The organism is Bavariicoccus seileri WCC 4188, assembly GCF_000421665.1.
Lineage (GTDB): Bacteria > Bacillota > Bacilli > Lactobacillales > Aerococcaceae > Bavariicoccus > Bavariicoccus seileri.
In genome coordinates, this window is the sequence record NZ_ATXL01000021.1 from 17,681 (window position 1) to 35,158 (window position 17,478).

The 17,478-nt window shown below is 34.3% G+C and carries 21 protein-coding genes and 1 pseudogene; 18 read left to right on the top strand and 4 right to left on the bottom strand.

The window, feature by feature from the left end; translation table 11 throughout:
* Positions 1–219 precede the first annotated feature (219 nt).
* The 6 genes from H541_RS0105870 to H541_RS11745 all read left to right on the top strand — a co-directional run bounded on the left by H541_RS0105870 (position 220) and on the right by H541_RS11745 (position 3,272).
* Positions 220–483, top strand: coding sequence for an AbrB/MazE/SpoVT family DNA-binding domain-containing protein (locus H541_RS0105870; protein WP_022796399.1), 264 nt, complete (start codon positions 220–222; stop codon positions 481–483).
* Positions 477–839, top strand: a complete 363-nt coding sequence (locus H541_RS0105875; protein ID WP_026501658.1) for a type II toxin-antitoxin system PemK/MazF family toxin — start codon at positions 477–479, stop codon at positions 837–839. The genes H541_RS0105870 and H541_RS0105875 overlap by 7 nt, the downstream gene beginning before the upstream one ends.
* 335 nt (positions 840–1,174) lie before the next feature.
* On the top strand, positions 1,175–1,396 hold the full coding sequence (gene relB, locus H541_RS0105880) for a type II toxin-antitoxin system RelB family antitoxin (RefSeq protein WP_022796400.1): 222 nt from the start codon (positions 1,175–1,177) through the stop codon (positions 1,394–1,396).
* Entirely contained in the window at positions 1,393–1,668 is a 276-nt protein-coding gene (locus tag H541_RS0105885; protein WP_022796401.1) for a type II toxin-antitoxin system RelE family toxin, read from the top strand. The genes relB and H541_RS0105885 overlap by 4 nt, the downstream gene beginning before the upstream one ends.
* 129 nt (positions 1,669–1,797) lie before the next feature.
* Positions 1,798–2,424, top strand: coding sequence for an SGNH/GDSL hydrolase family protein (locus H541_RS11740; protein WP_022796402.1), 627 nt, complete (start codon positions 1,798–1,800; stop codon positions 2,422–2,424).
* A gap of 107 nt (positions 2,425–2,531) precedes the next feature.
* Positions 2,532–3,272, top strand: coding sequence for an alpha/beta hydrolase (locus tag H541_RS11745; protein ID WP_022796403.1), 741 nt, complete (start codon positions 2,532–2,534; stop codon positions 3,270–3,272).
* A gap of 315 nt (positions 3,273–3,587) precedes the next feature.
* On the opposite strand, the gene H541_RS0105900 is transcribed toward H541_RS11745, so the two are convergent.
* A complete protein-coding gene (locus H541_RS0105900) occupies positions 3,588–3,779 on the bottom strand; it encodes an NAD(P)-binding domain-containing protein (RefSeq protein ID WP_026501660.1) in 192 nt (63 codons plus the stop codon).
* Between the two features lie 669 nt (positions 3,780–4,448).
* Between H541_RS0105900 and H541_RS0105905 the strand changes: the two genes are divergently transcribed.
* From H541_RS0105905 to H541_RS0105960, 12 genes are all read left to right on the top strand, one after another.
* Entirely contained in the window at positions 4,449–5,198 is a 750-nt protein-coding gene (locus tag H541_RS0105905; protein ID WP_022796404.1) for a YveK family protein, read from the top strand.
* A gap of 17 nt (positions 5,199–5,215) precedes the next feature.
* The gene (locus tag H541_RS0105910; protein ID WP_022796405.1) at positions 5,216–5,959 is read left to right on the top strand and encodes a CpsD/CapB family tyrosine-protein kinase; all 744 of its coding nucleotides are present in this window, start codon (positions 5,216–5,218) and stop codon (positions 5,957–5,959) included.
* Between the two features lie 53 nt (positions 5,960–6,012).
* Positions 6,013–6,471, top strand: coding sequence for a PssD/Cps14F family polysaccharide biosynthesis glycosyltransferase (gene pssD / locus H541_RS0105915; RefSeq protein WP_022796406.1), 459 nt, complete (start codon positions 6,013–6,015; stop codon positions 6,469–6,471).
* An 8-nt stretch (positions 6,472–6,479) separates the two neighbouring features.
* Positions 6,480–6,950 carry a PssE/Cps14G family polysaccharide biosynthesis glycosyltransferase gene (gene pssE, locus H541_RS0105920; protein WP_022796407.1) on the top strand — a complete coding sequence of 157 codons (471 nt, stop codon included), beginning with the start codon at positions 6,480–6,482 and terminating at the stop codon, positions 6,948–6,950.
* 75 nt (positions 6,951–7,025) lie between these two features.
* Complete coding sequence (locus tag H541_RS0105925) at positions 7,026–7,346, top strand: hypothetical protein (protein ID WP_022796408.1); 321 nt, start codon at positions 7,026–7,028, stop codon at positions 7,344–7,346.
* Positions 7,347–7,349: 3 nt separating this feature from the next.
* Complete coding sequence (locus tag H541_RS0105930) at positions 7,350–7,823, top strand: polysaccharide pyruvyl transferase family protein (protein ID WP_022796409.1); 474 nt, start codon at positions 7,350–7,352, stop codon at positions 7,821–7,823.
* Between the two features lies 1 nt (position 7,824).
* Positions 7,825–9,057: a glycosyltransferase gene (locus H541_RS0105935; RefSeq protein ID WP_022796410.1), complete on the top strand. Its 1,233-nt coding sequence runs from the start codon at positions 7,825–7,827 to the stop codon at positions 9,055–9,057.
* A 30-nt stretch (positions 9,058–9,087) separates the two neighbouring features.
* Positions 9,088–10,038 (top strand): glycosyltransferase family 2 protein, encoded by a 951-nt coding sequence (locus H541_RS0105940; RefSeq protein WP_022796411.1) that lies wholly within the window; start codon positions 9,088–9,090, stop codon positions 10,036–10,038.
* A 14-nt stretch (positions 10,039–10,052) separates the two neighbouring features.
* On the top strand, positions 10,053–11,192 hold the full coding sequence (locus tag H541_RS0105945) for a glycosyltransferase (protein ID WP_022796412.1): 1,140 nt from the start codon (positions 10,053–10,055) through the stop codon (positions 11,190–11,192).
* Positions 11,193–11,204: 12 nt separating this feature from the next.
* On the top strand, positions 11,205–12,374 hold the full coding sequence (locus tag H541_RS0105950) for a hypothetical protein (RefSeq protein WP_022796413.1): 1,170 nt from the start codon (positions 11,205–11,207) through the stop codon (positions 12,372–12,374).
* Complete coding sequence (locus H541_RS0105955) at positions 12,371–13,783, top strand: lipopolysaccharide biosynthesis protein (protein ID WP_022796414.1); 1,413 nt, start codon at positions 12,371–12,373, stop codon at positions 13,781–13,783. The genes H541_RS0105950 and H541_RS0105955 overlap by 4 nt, the downstream gene beginning before the upstream one ends.
* 51 nt (positions 13,784–13,834) lie before the next feature.
* Complete coding sequence (locus H541_RS0105960; RefSeq protein WP_026501662.1) at positions 13,835–15,001, top strand: nucleotide sugar dehydrogenase; 1,167 nt, start codon at positions 13,835–13,837, stop codon at positions 14,999–15,001.
* A gap of 467 nt (positions 15,002–15,468) precedes the next feature.
* Here H541_RS0105960 and istB (H541_RS0105965) read toward each other — a convergent pair whose 3' ends face one another.
* The 3 genes and pseudogenes from istB (H541_RS0105965) to H541_RS13390 all read right to left on the bottom strand — a co-directional run.
* Positions 15,469–16,206, bottom strand: a complete 738-nt coding sequence (istB, locus tag H541_RS0105965) for an IS21-like element helper ATPase IstB (RefSeq protein ID WP_022796416.1) — start codon at positions 16,204–16,206, stop codon at positions 15,469–15,471.
* A 270-nt stretch (positions 16,207–16,476) separates the two neighbouring features.
* Positions 16,477–17,232 carry an IS21-like element helper ATPase IstB gene (istB, locus tag H541_RS0105970; RefSeq protein ID WP_022796280.1) on the bottom strand — a complete coding sequence of 252 codons (756 nt, stop codon included), beginning with the start codon at positions 17,230–17,232 and terminating at the stop codon, positions 16,477–16,479.
* Positions 17,222–17,478 (bottom strand): annotated as a pseudogene (locus H541_RS13390) (hypothetical protein); the annotation flags it as partial. The gene istB (H541_RS0105970) and the pseudogene H541_RS13390, both read right to left, overlap by 11 nt.

Here is a 17,478-nt window from a genome sequence, read left to right on the forward strand (position 1 = left end):
AATCGATAGCCCTGCTTAAAAAGCAAGTTAAAGACTAGTAGATTTAAAAAAAAGCATTGAAAAGGTACAAATAGTTATATAGTTATCAAACAGAAACTCTGGACGTTGGCAGTAAAGCTAATGATCCGGAGTTTTTGTGTGTTTAAACGGATAACGATGTATATACATTCGTCAGCTGCTATGCTATACTGTTACTACATAGAAGAGGAGGCGTTCACGATGGAATTGTTACCAATAAAAAAATGGGGAAATAGCAATGGTATTAGGCTTCCCAGGACCATTATGGACTTTTTAGAGGTTCACACAGATGATAAGTTAAAAGTAATCCAAGAGGAAGTTCATGGGAAGAGACGTCTTATTATAGAGTCGACGGTTGTTCAACCTGAGATGACAATTGAAGAGTTATTTGCTGATTACAGCGCCGAAAAAGAAAGTGTTGAGCTTCAAGATCTTGGGGAAGCACGTGGGAATGAAAAATGGTAAGAGTTCCGAAACAGGGTGATATTATATTATTAAATACGGCTCCACGTTCAGGTCATGAACAGACTGGAAGGAGACCTTATATTGTGCTTAGTCATGATGTTGTTGCAAATTTTAGTAATGTGGTTATTGTCGCGCCAATTTCTACCACCACAAGGGATTATCCACTATATGTGCCTATTGATAGCTCCTATAATATGAAAACTTGTGGAAAAGTGCTCTTAGATCAATTGACGGCTATTGATTATGAGGCTAGGGACTGTCAATTTTTGGAAATGGCTTCTGATAGTTGTATTGAAGATCTTTTGAGAAAGGTAAAAACTGTTTTTCAAAAAGTCGATAGAGATCAGAGGGCCTAGTAGTTAGCAGGTCAACTTTTAGGAGTATAAAATGGTTTCCATTCTTTTATGCCACACGATATAGTAGGTGAATGAAAGGTTTGGAGGGAAGTAAATATAGTACAAAAAGACGATCGACCAATTACTCGATGTGGTTGTGAGTATGCGTTTCAAAATGTCTATCGAGCTGGCTCTTTAATCGGAGAAGTCGACTGGAAAAGATCAAATAATCTCTATTGGATAAGTACAACAATAATATTGGTCAACTGTATGCTGTGGGCTTCATAGAATTGATTCTTGTACACGTTTGTAGTACAATTAGCTTGTAATACAAATGTACACAAGGAGGTTGTTGTATGAGCACTATTACCTTTAGAGTGACTGATGATGAGAAGGCGTTTATCCAGTCTATGGCTGATTTAAACGGACTAAGTTTATCAGAAATGGCCAGAACGAGATTGCTAGAAGGATTAGAAGATCAAATTGATATGGCTTTATATGAAAAAGCAATGAAAGCTCACGAATTAAATGACGAAAGTGTTTCCCATCAGGATATGCTTCAAGAATTAGGATTATGATGGGAAAAAAATACAGCGTCCGCTATGAGAAAAATGCTCAAAAGGCATTAAAAAAGATGGATAAACATCAGGCTTTACTCATCATGTCTTGGATATCCAAACACTTAGAAGGAACTGATTCTCCTAGAACTCATGGTAAGGGATTGGTCGGAAACAAGAGTGGCCAGTGGCGGTACAGGATAGGTGATTACCGTTTATTAGCCAATATAGATGATGATACGATAACGATTCTAGTGTTAGAAATTGGTCATCGTAGAGACGTATATAAGTGAAAGATCTCAAAATGTTGAGATCTTTTTAACTTGTTTGACCCTCATTTTACCTTTTTACTAGCTTAACTAACGGTTATAATTAACACTGATTGTCATTAACATATCAATATAATTGGAGATGTCAGCGTTATGAAGATTTTATTCTATGGAGATAGTATTACGGATGCAGGGAGAGACCGGACTGATCCGCATAATTTAGGACCAGGATATCCAGCAAAAATTGCGGAATGGTTGGCCATTAATCAGTTGGAGAAAACCTTTGAGGTCATCAATCGTGGTATTGGTGGGGATCGGACAAATGAGTTACTCGAACGAATAGAGGAGGATTGCTTAGATGAAAAGCCAGATTTGGTTTCTTTATTGGTTGGCATCAATGATACCTGGCATAATCTTGAAGGCAAAACTTTTGCGACAGCAGAAGAAGCCCACAGGTTTGAGGTTAACTACCGCTCACTAGTAGATCAAATCCTGCAATTAGGAAAACCGCTGATTATTCTTGAGCCTTATTTGCTGCCTCATCCGAAAGAAAGATTACAATGGCGAGTGGATTTGGATCCTAAGATTCAAATTATACGTCAGATAGCTTTAGAACACCATCTGCCGTTTGTGCCGCTCGATGGTATTCTCCATAGTTATGCCGTTGATCTAGGCTGTCAGGCTATTACTGGAGAGGATGGCGTCCATCCAACGGACTTAGGGTTTGAGTTGATTACAAAAGCATGGCTTGATGTCGCTATCAGACATCATTTGATTTAAACTGGCGAAGCTAAGAAAGATGACTGAAGCCAAAAGAAAAAGACACGTTGTTTGTCGTCAATTTTTGATTTCTAAATCAGTTAGTCATAGTAGGGAAGTGTGAAGCAGTGATTCGTCACAGTGACAAAGAAACGATTAAATTTCCTGATTACATTCAAGAGAATGATGTCCCACAAGTTGTCGATTATTTTTGTGATGATGCGGTGAGACCATACATCGTTGTGTGCCCTGGTGGTGGTTATGAGCTATTGTCTTATGCCCATGAAGGAACAGAAATAGTGAAATGGTTAAATGACGCAGGTTTTCATGCGGGCATATACCTATACCCCCTTGCTCCTAAGATTGACCCAGAGACCTTTATAACAGCAGAGCAAGAGTTATTGACCGACTTAGATAGTGATGACCGGATAAGCCGTGTATTCGTCTTGGGTTTTTCTGCTGGGGCACATGCGGCTGGTTTGTTTGGAATGACACCGTCTCAAAAACTGGCTGGTATTGTGTTGTGTTATCCAGTCGTTAGCTTGACCGCACCATTTAGGCATGAGGGAAGCGCCAATAACTTTCTGAAAAATGCTTTTAAGCCAAATGCAGCAACAGTCTATTCTTTGGAAAATGTGATTCATTCAAATTATCCTAGGACTTTCATCTGGCATACAGTGACTGATGATGCAGTTCCGTATGACAATAGTTTACGATTGGCACAAGCTTTGAAAAGTCATAAGGTGCCTTTTGAACTTCATTTGTTTGAGGAAGGCCATCATGGATTAGGTCTAGCTAAAACGACACTAACCGCTTGCCAATGGCCGGTGTTGGTGGAGAGTTGGCTAAAAGCTATTACAAGCGAGTAAGGATGAGCAGTTGTTCAAAAGAAACGAAACATTTTCTAACAGCTTAACCTCTAAAGTAGTCAGTGTCATTCCAGTGGGTATAGAAGGTGTGATATATAGCTACAAGCAAATAGGGCTACGACATAACAGTCATAGCCCTATTTGCTTAGGATGATTTAATGAAACTAATCGTCTGTTTCCACAAACCCACCAAAGGCATTGTTTAGCTTGAGCCTCTTTGAAAAGTCTACCCATTTCACGTGTAATAATGGTGGCCAACGGTCAGTATGTTCATACAAATAATCATTGACCGACTTCAGCTTAGCGACTGTATCGTCAGAAGCCAACAAGACAGTCGAACGTTTCGAAGTTAACTGGATTAGTGATGTCGATGGTGATTCTTCCAGCTAATTCGTCTTTGTAAGTGTCCAGAATACCATCGAAAGCAACATAAGGTACCGCTAAAACGACTAGATCACCTAATTTTTTACTTTCTCCGAAGTAGATGATGCAACATATCAACATCATTCTATACGCTTACCATAAGTAAAACGATAAGATTCGAGCGATTCAATTTTTTATCGTTGGTCTATAGGGGTTAATAGGAGGTGTGACATCATTACATCAGATGGATTGAGTGGTGTGAAACTAGATAAAGAGAATCTTAGACTCCTTGAAAGAAAACTTAGGTTTGATCTTCTCTCTACCTATATATAGGTAGGCGATTTATATACGACTGATGTAGTTGAACCTCGTAATGCATAATGATGCAGGGTGGAAGAGTATTTGGTTGAACAAGTAAATCAAACTGTTAGGCGGAGGATATTTACAGCCAGCGACTATAGCTAACACATGTGTAGCACTTGAGAAAAGCACTAAAAAGGATATCAATAGCTAATAAAACATAGAATAGGTGTGATAAAATTATCGACTTTTGGCCACTAGTTACATAAGAGAGTAATTCGCTTCTTCTGGAAAATCAAAACGATAAAGTCAAAACACATCGGACTAAAGTGCAACTGAAACCCATCAATTCATTAAAAAATTGTCCATTTCAGTGTGAAATTTAGGTAAATGTTAATAAAATGTGAACAAATTAAGAAATAAGGTTGAAACCGTGCGAATTGATTGAGTATAATGTTATTAGTGTTTTTAACGATATGAGTAAGATAATTATATAACTATTTGGAGGAACTCATGAACGAAGAGATTAGTTTAGTCGAGCTGCTTGATATTTTCAAAAAGAATATTGGGATTATTGTAAAGTCTGTGGTTGTTTTTGTAGTAGCTGCAGTGATAATAACCCTATTTTTTTTGACCCCAAAGTATGAAGCTGACACACAAATGTTGGTTAACCAGTCATCAGGGGAAAATAATATTAACGTTGGCGAGATTCAAACCAGTGTCCAAATGATCACGACTTATAAAGAGTTCATTATGGGCGATATCGTCTTAGAGCCGGTTGCAGATCAATTAGGCGACGGGATGACAGCTAAGAAGTTAAAAGATATGGTCGAAGTCTCAAATACGCAGAATTCTCAAGTATTTACTATTGGTGTAACAAGTGATAGTCAAAAGCTATCTGCTGAAGCGGCTAACTTGATTGCATCAACTTTCCAACAACAAATTCAAGAAAAATTTGAAGTTAATAATGTCACAGTAGTGAGTGAAGCAACAACTACACCTAATAAAGTCTCACCAAGTATTGTTAAGAATGTTGCGATATCTATCGTACTAGGTGTTGGTGTTGCAGTGGCTATCATTATAGTTAAAGAAATGTTAGATACACGTGTTCATAGTGAAAGTGATCTTCAAAGATTAGGTTTTACCATTTTGGGATCAGTTAATGAGATGACTGCTAAAGAATTGAAAGAAACGCGGTTTAAGAGAAGAAAGCTGTCCGAATCAACTGAAACTGGAACTGTCTCTCGTAGACGTCGTGTATAAAAGAGGTGAGATAAGAGATGGAATTATTTAAGTTTAAAAAGAATAAACGTAAAGTGACTAAACAACAAATTCGTCTAGATCGTCAACAGCAATTAGGTGGTCCATTAGTGACGTTAACAGACTCCACTGCTGTAGCTTCTGAGCAATTCAGAACGATTCGGACGAATATTCAATTTTCAGTGGTAGATAAAGACTTGAAATCGTTAGGGTTTACGTCTTCTGGACCAGGAGAAGGGAAGTCGACGGTTGCAGCTAATTTAGCAGTGGCTTTTGCGCAAGATGGTAAGACGGTCTTGTTGGTGGATTCTGATTTAAGAAAACCAACTGTTCATCGGACGTTTGATTTACCAAATAAAGAAGGGTTGACATCTTTACTCACTGATCGGACGAAAAAGGTTCCAGATATTATTCAATACTTACCAGAAGCTAATTTATGTGTGTTGACGAGTGGTCCTAAGCCACCGAATCCAGCGGAGTTGTTGAATTCCAAGCGGATGGTTGAAGTGATGCGAGAGTTTAACCGGGCTTTTGATATGGTGATTTATGATTTGCCGCCAGTGATTGCGGTTACTGATGCCCAATTGATGGCGCCTAAACTTGATGGTGTAGTTTTAGTAGCTCGTAATGATGTTGGCAGCAAAGATGGTGTTAAGAAAGCTAAGGATCTATTGGAACTGAGCAAAGGAAATATCCTTGGAGCCGTGTTTAATGGGGCTGAAGTAAGACGTGATGGTGCTTATGGGTATTATTATGGGGAATAGATTGATAATATAGTCATAGTTTTGTATTGCTTAAAAATAGGGGCTGGAAATGTATGAGGAAGAAAGTATGCTTAATTGCTTCATCAGGTGGTCATTTTGAGCAAATACTGATGCTTGAAAAACTAAAAGAAAAGTTTGACTTATATATTGTAACGGAGAAAACAGAATATGAGAGTACAACAATTTCAAAGAAGTACTTATTGAAGCAAATAAACAGGAAAGGGTTTAATGTAGTGGTTAATTTGCCCATCCTCACTTTACAATCGTTTTGGGTTTTTCTAAAAGAAAAACCGGATGTAGTTATATCGACTGGAGCTATGTTTGTAATCCCAACATTTTTAATTGCAAAATTGTTAAAAAAAAAGTTGATTTTTATTGAGTCTTTTGCAAAAGTAACCTCACCGACTTTAACTGGAAAATTTTTGTATAATAAAGTAGATGTATTTATTGTACAATGGCCTGAAATGAAAAAAGTTTATCCTAACGCGATAATGCTTGGTAGTATATATTAGGAGAAAAAATGATATTTGTAAGTTTGGGGTCTCAGAAATTTCAATTTAATAGATTGTTAATAATGGTTGATAGTTTAGTTAAGGATCAAAAGATTAAAGAATCAGTATTTGCACAAACGGGTGCCAGTGATTACGTTCCTAAAAATTATCCATTCTCTTCATTCCTTACAAGAGAAGAGTTTAAACTGAAGATATCCAAATGTGATATCGTAATTACTCACGGAGGGACTGGAGCTATTTTAACCGCTCTAAAAAGTAAGAAAAAGGTGATTGTTGTCCCTAGACTTGCAAGGTACGGCGAACATGTGGATGACCATCAAATCCAGATTACAAATAATTTTCGAAATGAAAATTATATTTTAACAGGTAATACAGAATCGGAACTCCTCGAGTCGTACAATAAAATTGAGAATCATAAGTTTAATTCATTTTCATCAAACAATTCAACTTACATCGATTTTTTGATGAATGAAATTTAATTAGAACAGTGAGGTTTAATATGAAAAAATTAAAAGTATATCATGCCCAACTACCTAATATGGGAGATTTATTAAATGTTCTATTTTATAGAAGAATTTTTTAAAATACCAATGATTAGGAAAAGCCCTTTGAGTGCAACATTAAGTGGAATTGGTAGTGGCCTTGGACAATTTACTTTGGTAGACAATAATCTCCCATTGAAAGTGGGAGAAATCATATTTGGTAAATTGTACCCAAACGTTCATGTTTGGGGAACTGGGTTCATTGAAAACAAAGATTGGATGCCTTTTTATAGGAGAAACATGGAGTTTCATGCGGTGAGAGGACTATTAACAAAAGCTAAAGTCGAGAAAATTTTAGGACATCCTATAAATGCTAAACTCGGTGACGGATGAATCTTGGCGCCAAAGCTTATAGAAGAAGGTTTAGCGAATAATAAGAAATATAAAGTAGCAATTATTCCACATTTTAAAGAACAAAACCATTCATTTTTTGCCCAACTAGCAAAAGAGTTAGATGGAAGTAAGTTAATTGACTTAAGAGACGAACCACATCATGTAGTAGAACAAATCGCACAGTCAGAATTAGTGATTTCTAGTAGTTTGCATGGATTAATTGTTGCAGATTCATTTAGAGTTCCCAATCTGCATTTGGTAGTTACAAACAAACTTCTTGGTGATGGATTCAAGTTTGATGATTATTATTCAGCGTATGGTCTCTCACATGAATATATAAGCTTCGATGAAATTAATGATATTAGTAAAATTCCAGAAATGATTAATAATAGTTATCGAATTACTGATGAAATGGTATCTGAAATGCAAAAGAATATGATAGAAGCATTTCCATTTAATAAGGATGAAGGAGAGTAAGATGAGATACTTAATCATAGTTGACAGAAAGTATCCTTTTGGTAAAGGGGAAGCTTATCTAGAAAATGAAATAGAATTTCTTGTGGATGCTTTTGATAGAATCATGATTTTTCCAACAGATATTTCAAAAAAAGAAGTAGCTACTAGGAATATTCCCTATGATTGTGTCAGTCTACATCCGCTAAATAAGTATAATTATAGTAGTAATAAATATTATTATCTGTATCGAACGGTTTTCACCAATTTTACAAAGAAAAAACTGTATTCTGCAAAGGGTTTTGAAGAACTCTATACAGATCAAGTTGTAGAAACTTACTATAAAAAAGTTGAAAGTGTATTAGACAGTATTACTTTTAAAGAAAACGATCAAGTATTCCTGTATAGTTATTGGCTGTATACACCTAGCTTGATTATAATTAACTTAAAGAAGTATCTAAGGGCAAGAAATATAAATTGCGTAGCTTTTTCGAGAGCTCATAGATTTGATATTTATGAGGAGGAAAGAGGGAAAAAAGGCCTTCCACATAGAAAAAAAATATTAACAAATATAGATAAGGTATTTTCAATTTCAGATGATGGATATCAATATTTAACAAAAAAATATCCCAAGTTCAGTAGTAAAATGGAAGTGTCAAAGTTAGGTACTATTGATCGAGGAATTTCTAAGAAGAAAAAAGGGGAATTGTTCCACTTAGTATCAGTTTCAAGGGTTACTGATGTTAAAAGAGTAGACCGCATAGTAGATGCGTTATCAAATTTGAGTAAGGAGAGTAAAGCAAAAATTAGATGGACTCATATTGGAGATGGCAATAAATTTGATAACTTAACTCAGCTTTGTAAAAATAATATTTCTGATATTGAGTATAATTTGATGGGCGAGATTCCCAATGTGGAGGTTATTGATTTCTTTAAGAATAATCGTGTTGATCTGTTTATAAATGTAAGTAGCTCAGAAGGAATACCCGTCTCAATTATGGAAGCAATATCTTTTGGGATTCCTGTAGTGGCAACTGACGTTGGTGGGTCAGGTGAAATAGTCAAACAAAATTGTGGAGTTCTTCTTAATAAAGAATTTAATACAGTTCATTTAGTGGAAGTATTAACTAATTATATTAACATGGATCAAATAGAGATGAATAATAAGAGAAATGCAGCAAGACAAGTATGGATTAAAAATTTTTCTGCAGAAGCAAATTATATAGAGTTTGTAAAAAAAGTTAACAGATTGCTTTAGATAAAATTTAGAGTGTGGTGATTTAGAAAATTGATTTCAATAATAGTACCTGTATACAATGTTGATAAATATTTAGATAGTTTTTTTTCATCGTTAGATTCTCAGACTAGGAATGATTTCGAGGTTATTTTTATCGATGATGGTTCGAGTGATGATAGTCTAAAAAAAATCCAAGAGTACTCTTTTTCTAGAAAAAATGTTACCTTTTATAGTCAGACTAATAGTGGTGTGGGTGCAGCAAGAAATTTAGGATTGTATGCTGCAAAAGGCGAGTATGTTTATTTTGCTGACCCTGATGATATAGTTTATTCTGATTTTGTTGAAGTTATTACAGGAGCATCCCAAGATTTTTCCCCAGAAATGATTATATTTAGTTTCTATAAAGTCAATAATGGGGAAAGAGCGATAAAAGGTAATAACGAGCTTAACTTCCTTTCAAACAGGAATAAAATAATTGAGTTTTTCCCAAGTTTGATTAAATATAATAATATATATGCCCCTTGGAATAAAGTTTATAAAAAGTCATTATTGACCAACAATACTATTGAATTTCCATCTCAAATAACGGGACAAGATTCATTATTTAATCTACATGTATTCGAGATTGTTCAAAACTTGTTGGTATTACCAAATACCCTCTATCAATATACAGTATATCGGTCAAACTCTGCACAAACAAAAATTAATTTTTCCAAAATTGATGATGATATCAATATTATTAATGCATTTGAAAAAACTTGTAATGAAATGGGAATTAATTCTGATTTGATAAGTAATTTAATCGTGCAAAAGGTATTTAAGGCTCTAAAACATCTGCTTGACCATTCAAATAGTAAAAATAAGGATTTGAACTTGTTTTTTAATAAAAATAATATCCATGAAGCAATTTCAAAAATTGATAATAAAGCACTTGGAGACGTAAAGTTTAGAATTAAGCGTATATGTATTAATGTTCTAAACAGTTTCTTTTATAAAGATTAGGAGAAAATACAAAGTTGAATATATGCATTGTAAACGACAATTTTAAACTAGGTGGTCAGCAAAAAGTAACTATTAATTTATCTAGTGAATTGAGCAAAACAAATAACGTATATCTTTACAGTTTTTTTCCTTCAACTATTTTTTTCAAAGACATAAATTGTGAAATTAAAGTCGATACCACAAAAACTGATTTAGACGTTAATGGAAAAATAAGAAGGAAAATCCTCAATAGAATATTATTTTTTAAAAAGTATAAGCAGAATCTTGGCTGGAATAATAGAGTAGATAATTTAGTCGCTTATCTAGAAAGTAACCAAGTTGATATCCTTATCGTTAACGGCGGATTCTTAACTTCACTCGTTCCAATAATTAAAAACAAATGCCCTAAAATAGGAATTATTTCGTGGCAACATAATACGGCAGAAATATATCTGAATCGATATTATAAAAAAATTAAAAACGACTATATTTATGGACTTAATAAAAGTGATGCAGTTGTATGTTTAACAAAACATGATCAAGAAGTATTTTCAAATTTTAATAACAACGCCGTTGCAATTCAAAATCCAGTTAGTACGTTTGTACCCCCAGCCTTTATACCAACTTCTGAAAAAGATCACATTATTGGTTTAGTTTCAAGGTTTAGTATTGAACAAAAGGGAATTGATCTATCTTTAAAAATTGCGAAAAGTCTTCCTGGTAATTGGAAATTGCAAATAGCGGGTGACGGAAGTAGTGGCGAAAGAAAAGAAGTTGAAAAGATGGTTTCTGAATTAGAAGTAGAAAAGAAAGTTGATTTGCTAGGTCCATTAAATCAAATACAGATGGATGAATTTTATAAAAAATGTTATTTGGTTATTTCTACTTCAAGATGGGAAGGGTTCGGATTAACGATTGTTGAGGCCATGTTTTATGGGTTACCAATAGTTTCCTTTGATAATTATGGGCCAAGGGAAATTATTGGAAAATTTGATTGCGGATTTCTAATAAGTCCTGGAAATATAGAAGAATTTTTGACAAAAATAAATTTTCTAATTGATGATACCAACCTTTACGAAAAGTATAGAAAAAATGCTCAGGCAAGATCAGTAGATTTCCTACCTGAGCATGTTCAGAAAAAATGGTATAGTTTATTTAGTTCTTTATCAAAGTAGGAGGCTGGTATCATGATTGAATTAAAACTTAAAAAGTCATTGTTCCAATTAACTCCTTTATTCGTTTATTTGATGTTATTTTATTCAATTCAATCAAGTATGCTGAGTATGTCAGATATGTGGTCTGCCTTTTTTTGGAATTCAAAAAATTTAATTCTTGTTTTTTCATTGTGTATTAGTTTTATAATAAATAAATATTCGAAACAACAATTAATGATAATATTCTGCTTTTTGGTTCCATCTATAGTTACAAGATTTGTTAGTGGAAGTTCTCCAACTTTTGATTTGCTTGTATTTATTATACTTCTTAAGAATACACCAATAAAAAGTGTGTTAAAAACAATTTTGAGTTCACAAGTTTTAAGTTTTTTTTTGGTAATACTAATGTATAGGTTATCGATAATACCTGATAGAGTCGTGGTCAGAAGCGGTGTTATACGATCATCATTAGGATTCTGGCATCCCAACACTACCGGAATGATTTTTCTTAGTATTTTCCTTTTATCTATGGTTTTAGCTAAGCAAAAATATGAATACATTTTTCTGGCAATTTTTAATGTTCTTGCTACTATACTAGTTAGTATTACAGCATCTAGGACTATGCAAATTTTGGTTTTAATCGCCTCAATTGGTTTCGTGTGCGTACGATTACTAAAATTTGAAAAAGTGTCAAATACTCGTTTGGCTAAAGTAGTATTATTAGTTTTTATCTTATGTATATTACTATCCTATTTTTTGGCTCTAATATATAGACCTCAAAATCAACTACTTTCGAGTTTAAACACTCTTTTATCAGGAAGGTTGAGATTAGGTAATTTATTTGTAGAGGAATATTCAGTGAGTCTTTTTGGAACAAGAGTACTATATAATACTCCGAATGCTAATTATCAAACAATATTTGGACTGGTATATAGAGTTCTTGATAATAGTTATTTAAAGTATTTATTGAATTTTGGCGTTTTATCTTTAGCCACCTTATCAATAATAGTATATCAAATTTTCATAAAATCCCCAAAAATATTTTTGTCAAAACTTTTTGTTTCGCTAATGGCGTTTTTGGGTCTAGCTTTTACTGAACAATTAGGTTTGTCTATGGAAATAAATTTTGTTTTGTTTGTAGGTGTGGTCATTATGGCTTCTGAAAAATCTAATAATAGTTATGATTTACAGGAGGAATTATGAAAAAATTTATACAAAAACTCTTAGGTTTTTCAGCGGGGCCAATAATAGGAGCCTTTATATCATTTTTTACAGTTCCGGTAACAACATTTTTTATAGTTCCAGAAGAGTTTGGTAAGGCGAGTATGTTTACACTGGTGCAGTCTTTAGTAATGACGTTTATTTACTTGGGAGTGGATCAATCTTTTACCAGAGAGTATAACTACTTTAAGGATAAGAAAATACTATTACAAAATGCAATCTTATTGCCGTTATTTTTTTCAATCCTAATGGCAACTATTATAAGTTTGAATTCGAGTTGGTTTTCTCAGTTACTATTTGATTCTCCAAATTATGGATATTTAGCTAATTTATTTAGCTTAATGATAATATTTTCAGTTTTTGAAAGGTTTTTATTATTAACAATTAGAATGGAAGAAAAAGCAGTTGAATATTCTTTTTTTAATGTATTTTTAAAAGTTGTTGTTTTCTTTACAACAATAGTTTTAGTATTTTTGGGTGAGAGATCATTCCTTACAATAGTTTATTCTGCAGTGTTTGGCCAGATTATTGGGGATATTGTTTTAATTTTAAGAAATAGAGAGTTTTTAAAAATTACAAATAGTTATATTGATAGAGATTTAATTGTGAAAATGTTAAAATTTGGATTACCATTAATTATTGCGGCGTCAGTAAATAATTTACTGAATACATCTGGAAGGTTTTTTTTAAGAGGGTTAAGCACATATCATGACTTGGGAATTTATACAGCCGCTATTAAAATTGCTAATATTCTTCAAATCTTTCAATCGGCTTTCACGAGTTTTTGGGTTCCGACGGCCTATAGATGGAACAAAGAGAATAAAAAGATAAAGCATTTTTCATATATAAGTGATATGGTGTTACTTATCATGACGTTGGGTTTCTTTTTTATTCTATTTTTTAAAAAGTATATAGTTTTAATCTTATCATCACAATATGCAGATGCTCAGTATGTTGCAGGGTTAGTTGCGCTTTCTCCTATTCTTTACACTTTAAGTGAAACGACAACGTTGGGAATTGTATTCTCAGGAAGAAGCTATTACAATATTTGGGTTAGTATACTTTCTTTGATTCCAAGTGTATGTTTAAACATTCTTTTAGTTCCAAAATTTGGAACTATCGGGTCAGCCATTGCTACTGCTACTGCTTATATGATTTTTTGCTTTGCAAGAACCTACTTTTCGAGACGTGGTGGATTTAAAATTAATTATAAGAAACAATTGTATGTAACATCAATATTTTATCTTGCAGCTTGTATCAATGCCATACAGAGCATGTACGTACCGTACATTACAGGAGTATTACTAATTGTTTGTTTACTATTTCAATTATCTACTATAAAAACAACACTCGTTATAAAAAAGAATAGTTCAGATTGGGATTTCAACTAATATTAAAAGTATTACATATAATTTTTTAAAATGTGAAAGAAGGAATTAATGGTGAAAATTGCTGTTGCTGGTACAGGGTATGTTGGTTTGTCAATTGCGGTATTGTTATCACAATATCACGAAGTCAAGGCGTTAGATATAATTCAAGAAAAAGTAGATTTAATTAATCACAAAAAGTCACCAATAGTCGACAAAGAAATTGAAGAGTACTTGGCAACTCATGACTTAAATTTAACAGCTACTAACAATCCTAAAGAGGCTATTGAGGGTGCTGACTTTGTTGTTATCTCTACACCAACCAATTACGATGCTAAGCTAAATTACTTTGACACTTCTTCAGTCGAAGCGGTAATCAAAGAAGTTATTGAAATTAACCCTAATGCCACAATGGTAATTAAGTCAACTGTTCCTGTTGGCTATACTAAATCAGTCCGAGAAAAGTTCAATTCTAACAACATCATCTTCTCGCCAGAGTTTTTACGTGAAGGGCATGCCCTGTATGATAATTTATACCCTTCAAGAATTGTGGTGGGGGAAGTTTCCGAACGTGCTCAAAGATTTGCCGATCTCTTAGTTGAGGGGGCACTAAAAGATGATATAGAAGTGCTACTAACTGACTCTACTGAGGCAGAGGCTATCAAGTTATTTGCTAACACTTATTTAGCATTAAGAGTGGCTTACTTTAACGAATTAGATTCTTATGCCGAGATGCGTGGGTTAAATGCCAAACAGATCATCGAAGGGGTTTCTCTAGATCCTCGTATAGGCAGTCATTACAATAACCCATCATTTGGATATGGTGGCTACTGCTTGCCTAAGGATACTAAGCAATTACTAGCGAACTATCAAGAGGTCCCACAAAATCTTATTTCAGCTATTGTTGAGGCTAATAGAACGCGTAAAGACCACATTGCAGATGAAGTGATTCAACGACATCCTAAAGTAGTCGGCATCTATCGTTTGACCATGAAAGCGGGGTCCGATAATTACCGTCAATCTGCGATTCAAGGTGTTATGAAACGAATCAAGGCTAAAGGAATCGAAGTCATCGTCTTTGAACCAACGATGGCGGAAAAAGATTTCTTTAATTCAGAAGTAGTAAATGATCTGGAAGAATTCAAGAAACAATCAGATGTTATTGTAGCCAACCGATTATCATCTGATTTAAATGATGTGATAGATAAGGTGTATACAAGAGATTTATTTGCGAAAGACTAACCTTGTCATATTTATCTAAAAAGCTAGTTTTTGAACTTATTCAACTGTTACAACTGTAAAACTTTACAAAGATTAGCAAAAGGCTAGTGCCACTTTCTGGCGCACTAGCCTCTTTTGTGCACTCTTGTTTTATCGATTGCGAGTCTGATTTCTTCTAAAAAGAGTTTTTTTAGTTGGTCAATCATTAAAACAAGCAATGCAGTGGCTTGTCGATTAAGAATGCCATGTTAAGAAAATTAGCTAGTGTATCTTAAACGAACAATTCGAAAATGAATCGAAAAATATATAGTGCTGTCTCAATTTATCAAAAGTTGAGCAGCACTATTTTTAGGAGGCACCTATGAAAGATTTTAAAGAAATGATTTTGGAATATGGAGTAATATTGGGGATGTCAAGGACAGTATAAAATTGTAGGTTTATGACAGAATAAAAATGTAGGTTTTTGACAGTCTAATTTAGAAGTCCATTTATATTTTCCCTTTCATACGATATGATTTTCCAGTAATCTTGAAGACTTTAACATGGTGAACCAGACGATCAAGAATGGCGGCGGCTATTTCAGAATTCTGAAATAGCTCCCCCCATCGAGATAAGATAATATTTGTCGTAATCATTGTTGATTTTTTTTCGTAACGCATCGTTAATAGTTGAAAGAAGAGGTTAGCTTCAACTTTTTGAATTGGTAAATAACCTATTTCATCAATGATCAAAAGATCATATTTGGCATATCGTTTCAGAACACGATCGACGGTCCCTTTTTCAAAGGCAGAACGAAGACGTAAAAGTAATTCATGACAACTGATAAACAGCGTACGGTAGTCTTGATGACATGCTTCAATCCCTAATGCAATGACAAGGTGTGTTTTCCCTACACCAGGGTTTCCAATGAAAACTAAGTTTTCTTTTTTCTCCATAAAAGCCATATGTTTCAAGTCTAGAATCTCTTTTTTGTTAACGCTTGGTTGAAAGTTGAAATCAAATTCTTCAAGTGATGTCCGTTTGGGAAAGTGTGCGCGCTGGATGACACGTTCCACAGTCTGATTCGTTTGAAAGTCTAATTCTTGATTAGTTAATTCTAGAAGAGCTTCTGTTAAAGAAAGCTCATCCCGATTGGCAATTTCAATATAGTTTGGCACATATTCTCTCATATGTTTTAAATTCAAGGCCTCTAGATTATTTAATAGCTTTTGATAGTTACTGCTCATTCGAAGGCACCTCCAGTAAATCATATTGCTTTAAACTTCGTTTAATATGTTCTTGGATGTCATCTTCTTCTTTGTGGCTCATGACTGACTACTGCCACACATTTGTACCATTGATGCCAACTTTCTTACCACTGTTTGCCAAAGAATGTACCACCTTTTGCCAGCTCGATGTACCACTAAAGAAATATCCCATAACCACTGTGATTTAAGTTAGTTATGGGACACCTTTACATAATCCATAGGATTATATTAGTTTTTCATAATAATATCTTAGAAGTTATTGGATAAACCCAGTCGTTCACGCATAGATGTTTCACCATCAATAGTGATGGTGTAGGAATTATGAACAATCCGATCAATAACTGCTTCTCCTGTGGGACCGCCTCCCAGTTTAGAGTGCCATCCGGCTGTGTTGAACTGGGTACAGAAGATCGTAGAAGTCGTCTTTTCCCGTTTTTCTATGATTTCCATGGTCAAGTATAGTTCTTCTTCTGTTAAGTCATGAAGAAGCCACTCATCAATAATGAGTAGTTCTTTCTTAGTGTACTTACGCATTAATTTTTTATAGCTGTCATCTGGCTGATTTTTTGCTATCTTAAACTCATCTAGGAGTTCAGGTAGGCGAACATACTGAACTTTATAAAATTGACGACAAGCAGCTATACCAAAGGCACAGGCTAAGTAGGTTTTCCCAGCTCCAGTTGCTCCCATCAGAATGATGTTGTTCTTATTTTCTAAGTACAACCCAGAAGCTAAGCGTAAGATCTCTTCTTTTGGTAACCGTCGGTCTTCGAAATATTGAATCTCCTCAATTGATGCTGAAGGAACTTCGAATGCAGCTTGCCTTATTAAGCGTTGAAGCTTATTACTTTTGCGACGAGAATGTTCGCTGTCTACTAATAGCTTAAAGCGATCTTCGAAGCCCAGATCGTTATATTGCTTGTTTTGTGCCTGTTGCTTATAGGCCTCTGCCATGCCACTCATTTTCATTTCAATCAACTTTGTTATCGTATCTTCATTCATCATTTAAACGTCCTCCATAGTAGCTAGCTCCACGGGTGAATCCATGGTTCTGAGTTAATTTATCTACTGCTTTCTTCATTTGTTCTTCTTTTATCTGCTTCTGATTATTTTTAAGGGCTGTTTTAACAAGAGAGACCGTCGGTCTTTCTGTGACGTCCAGTACCGTCTGGCAGGCTTTTTCCAATTCATACTTTGTGTGTTTGCGTAACACTTTCTTAAGAGTGAAAATGGACTGAACACCTTGTCGTT

Bases quoted from the DNA above. Each gene is read 5' to 3' on its own strand.
- H541_RS0105935 (WP_022796410.1), top strand. From the start codon at position 7,825: ATGAGATACTTAATCATAGTTGACAGAAAGTATCCTTTTGGTAAAGGG.
- H541_RS0105905 (WP_022796404.1), top strand. From the start codon at position 4,449: ATGAACGAAGAGATTAGTTTAGTCGAGCTGCTTGATATTTTCAAAAAG.
- H541_RS0105885 (WP_022796401.1), top strand. From the start codon at position 1,393: ATGATGGGAAAAAAATACAGCGTCCGCTATGAGAAAAATGCTCAAAAG.
- H541_RS0105900 (WP_026501660.1), bottom strand. From the start codon at position 3,779: ATGATGTTGATATGTTGCATCATCTACTTCGGAGAAAGTAAAAAATTA.
- istB (WP_022796280.1), bottom strand. From the start codon at position 17,232: ATGATGAATGAAGATACGATAACAAAGTTGATTGAAATGAAAATGAGT.
- istB (WP_022796416.1), bottom strand. From the start codon at position 16,206: ATGAGCAGTAACTATCAAAAGCTATTAAATAATCTAGAGGCCTTGAAT.
- H541_RS0105950 (WP_022796413.1), top strand. From the start codon at position 11,205: ATGATTGAATTAAAACTTAAAAAGTCATTGTTCCAATTAACTCCTTTA.
- pssD (WP_022796406.1), top strand. From the start codon at position 6,013: ATGAGGAAGAAAGTATGCTTAATTGCTTCATCAGGTGGTCATTTTGAG.
- H541_RS0105925 (WP_022796408.1), top strand. From the start codon at position 7,026: ATGTTCTATTTTATAGAAGAATTTTTTAAAATACCAATGATTAGGAAA.
- H541_RS11740 (WP_022796402.1), top strand. From the start codon at position 1,798: ATGAAGATTTTATTCTATGGAGATAGTATTACGGATGCAGGGAGAGAC.
- H541_RS0105910 (WP_022796405.1), top strand. From the start codon at position 5,216: ATGGAATTATTTAAGTTTAAAAAGAATAAACGTAAAGTGACTAAACAA.
- H541_RS0105875 (WP_026501658.1), top strand. From the start codon at position 477: ATGGTAAGAGTTCCGAAACAGGGTGATATTATATTATTAAATACGGCT.
- pssE (WP_022796407.1), top strand. From the start codon at position 6,480: ATGATATTTGTAAGTTTGGGGTCTCAGAAATTTCAATTTAATAGATTG.
- H541_RS0105955 (WP_022796414.1), top strand. From the start codon at position 12,371: ATGAAAAAATTTATACAAAAACTCTTAGGTTTTTCAGCGGGGCCAATA.
- relB (WP_022796400.1), top strand. From the start codon at position 1,175: ATGAGCACTATTACCTTTAGAGTGACTGATGATGAGAAGGCGTTTATC.
- H541_RS0105870 (WP_022796399.1), top strand. From the start codon at position 220: ATGGAATTGTTACCAATAAAAAAATGGGGAAATAGCAATGGTATTAGG.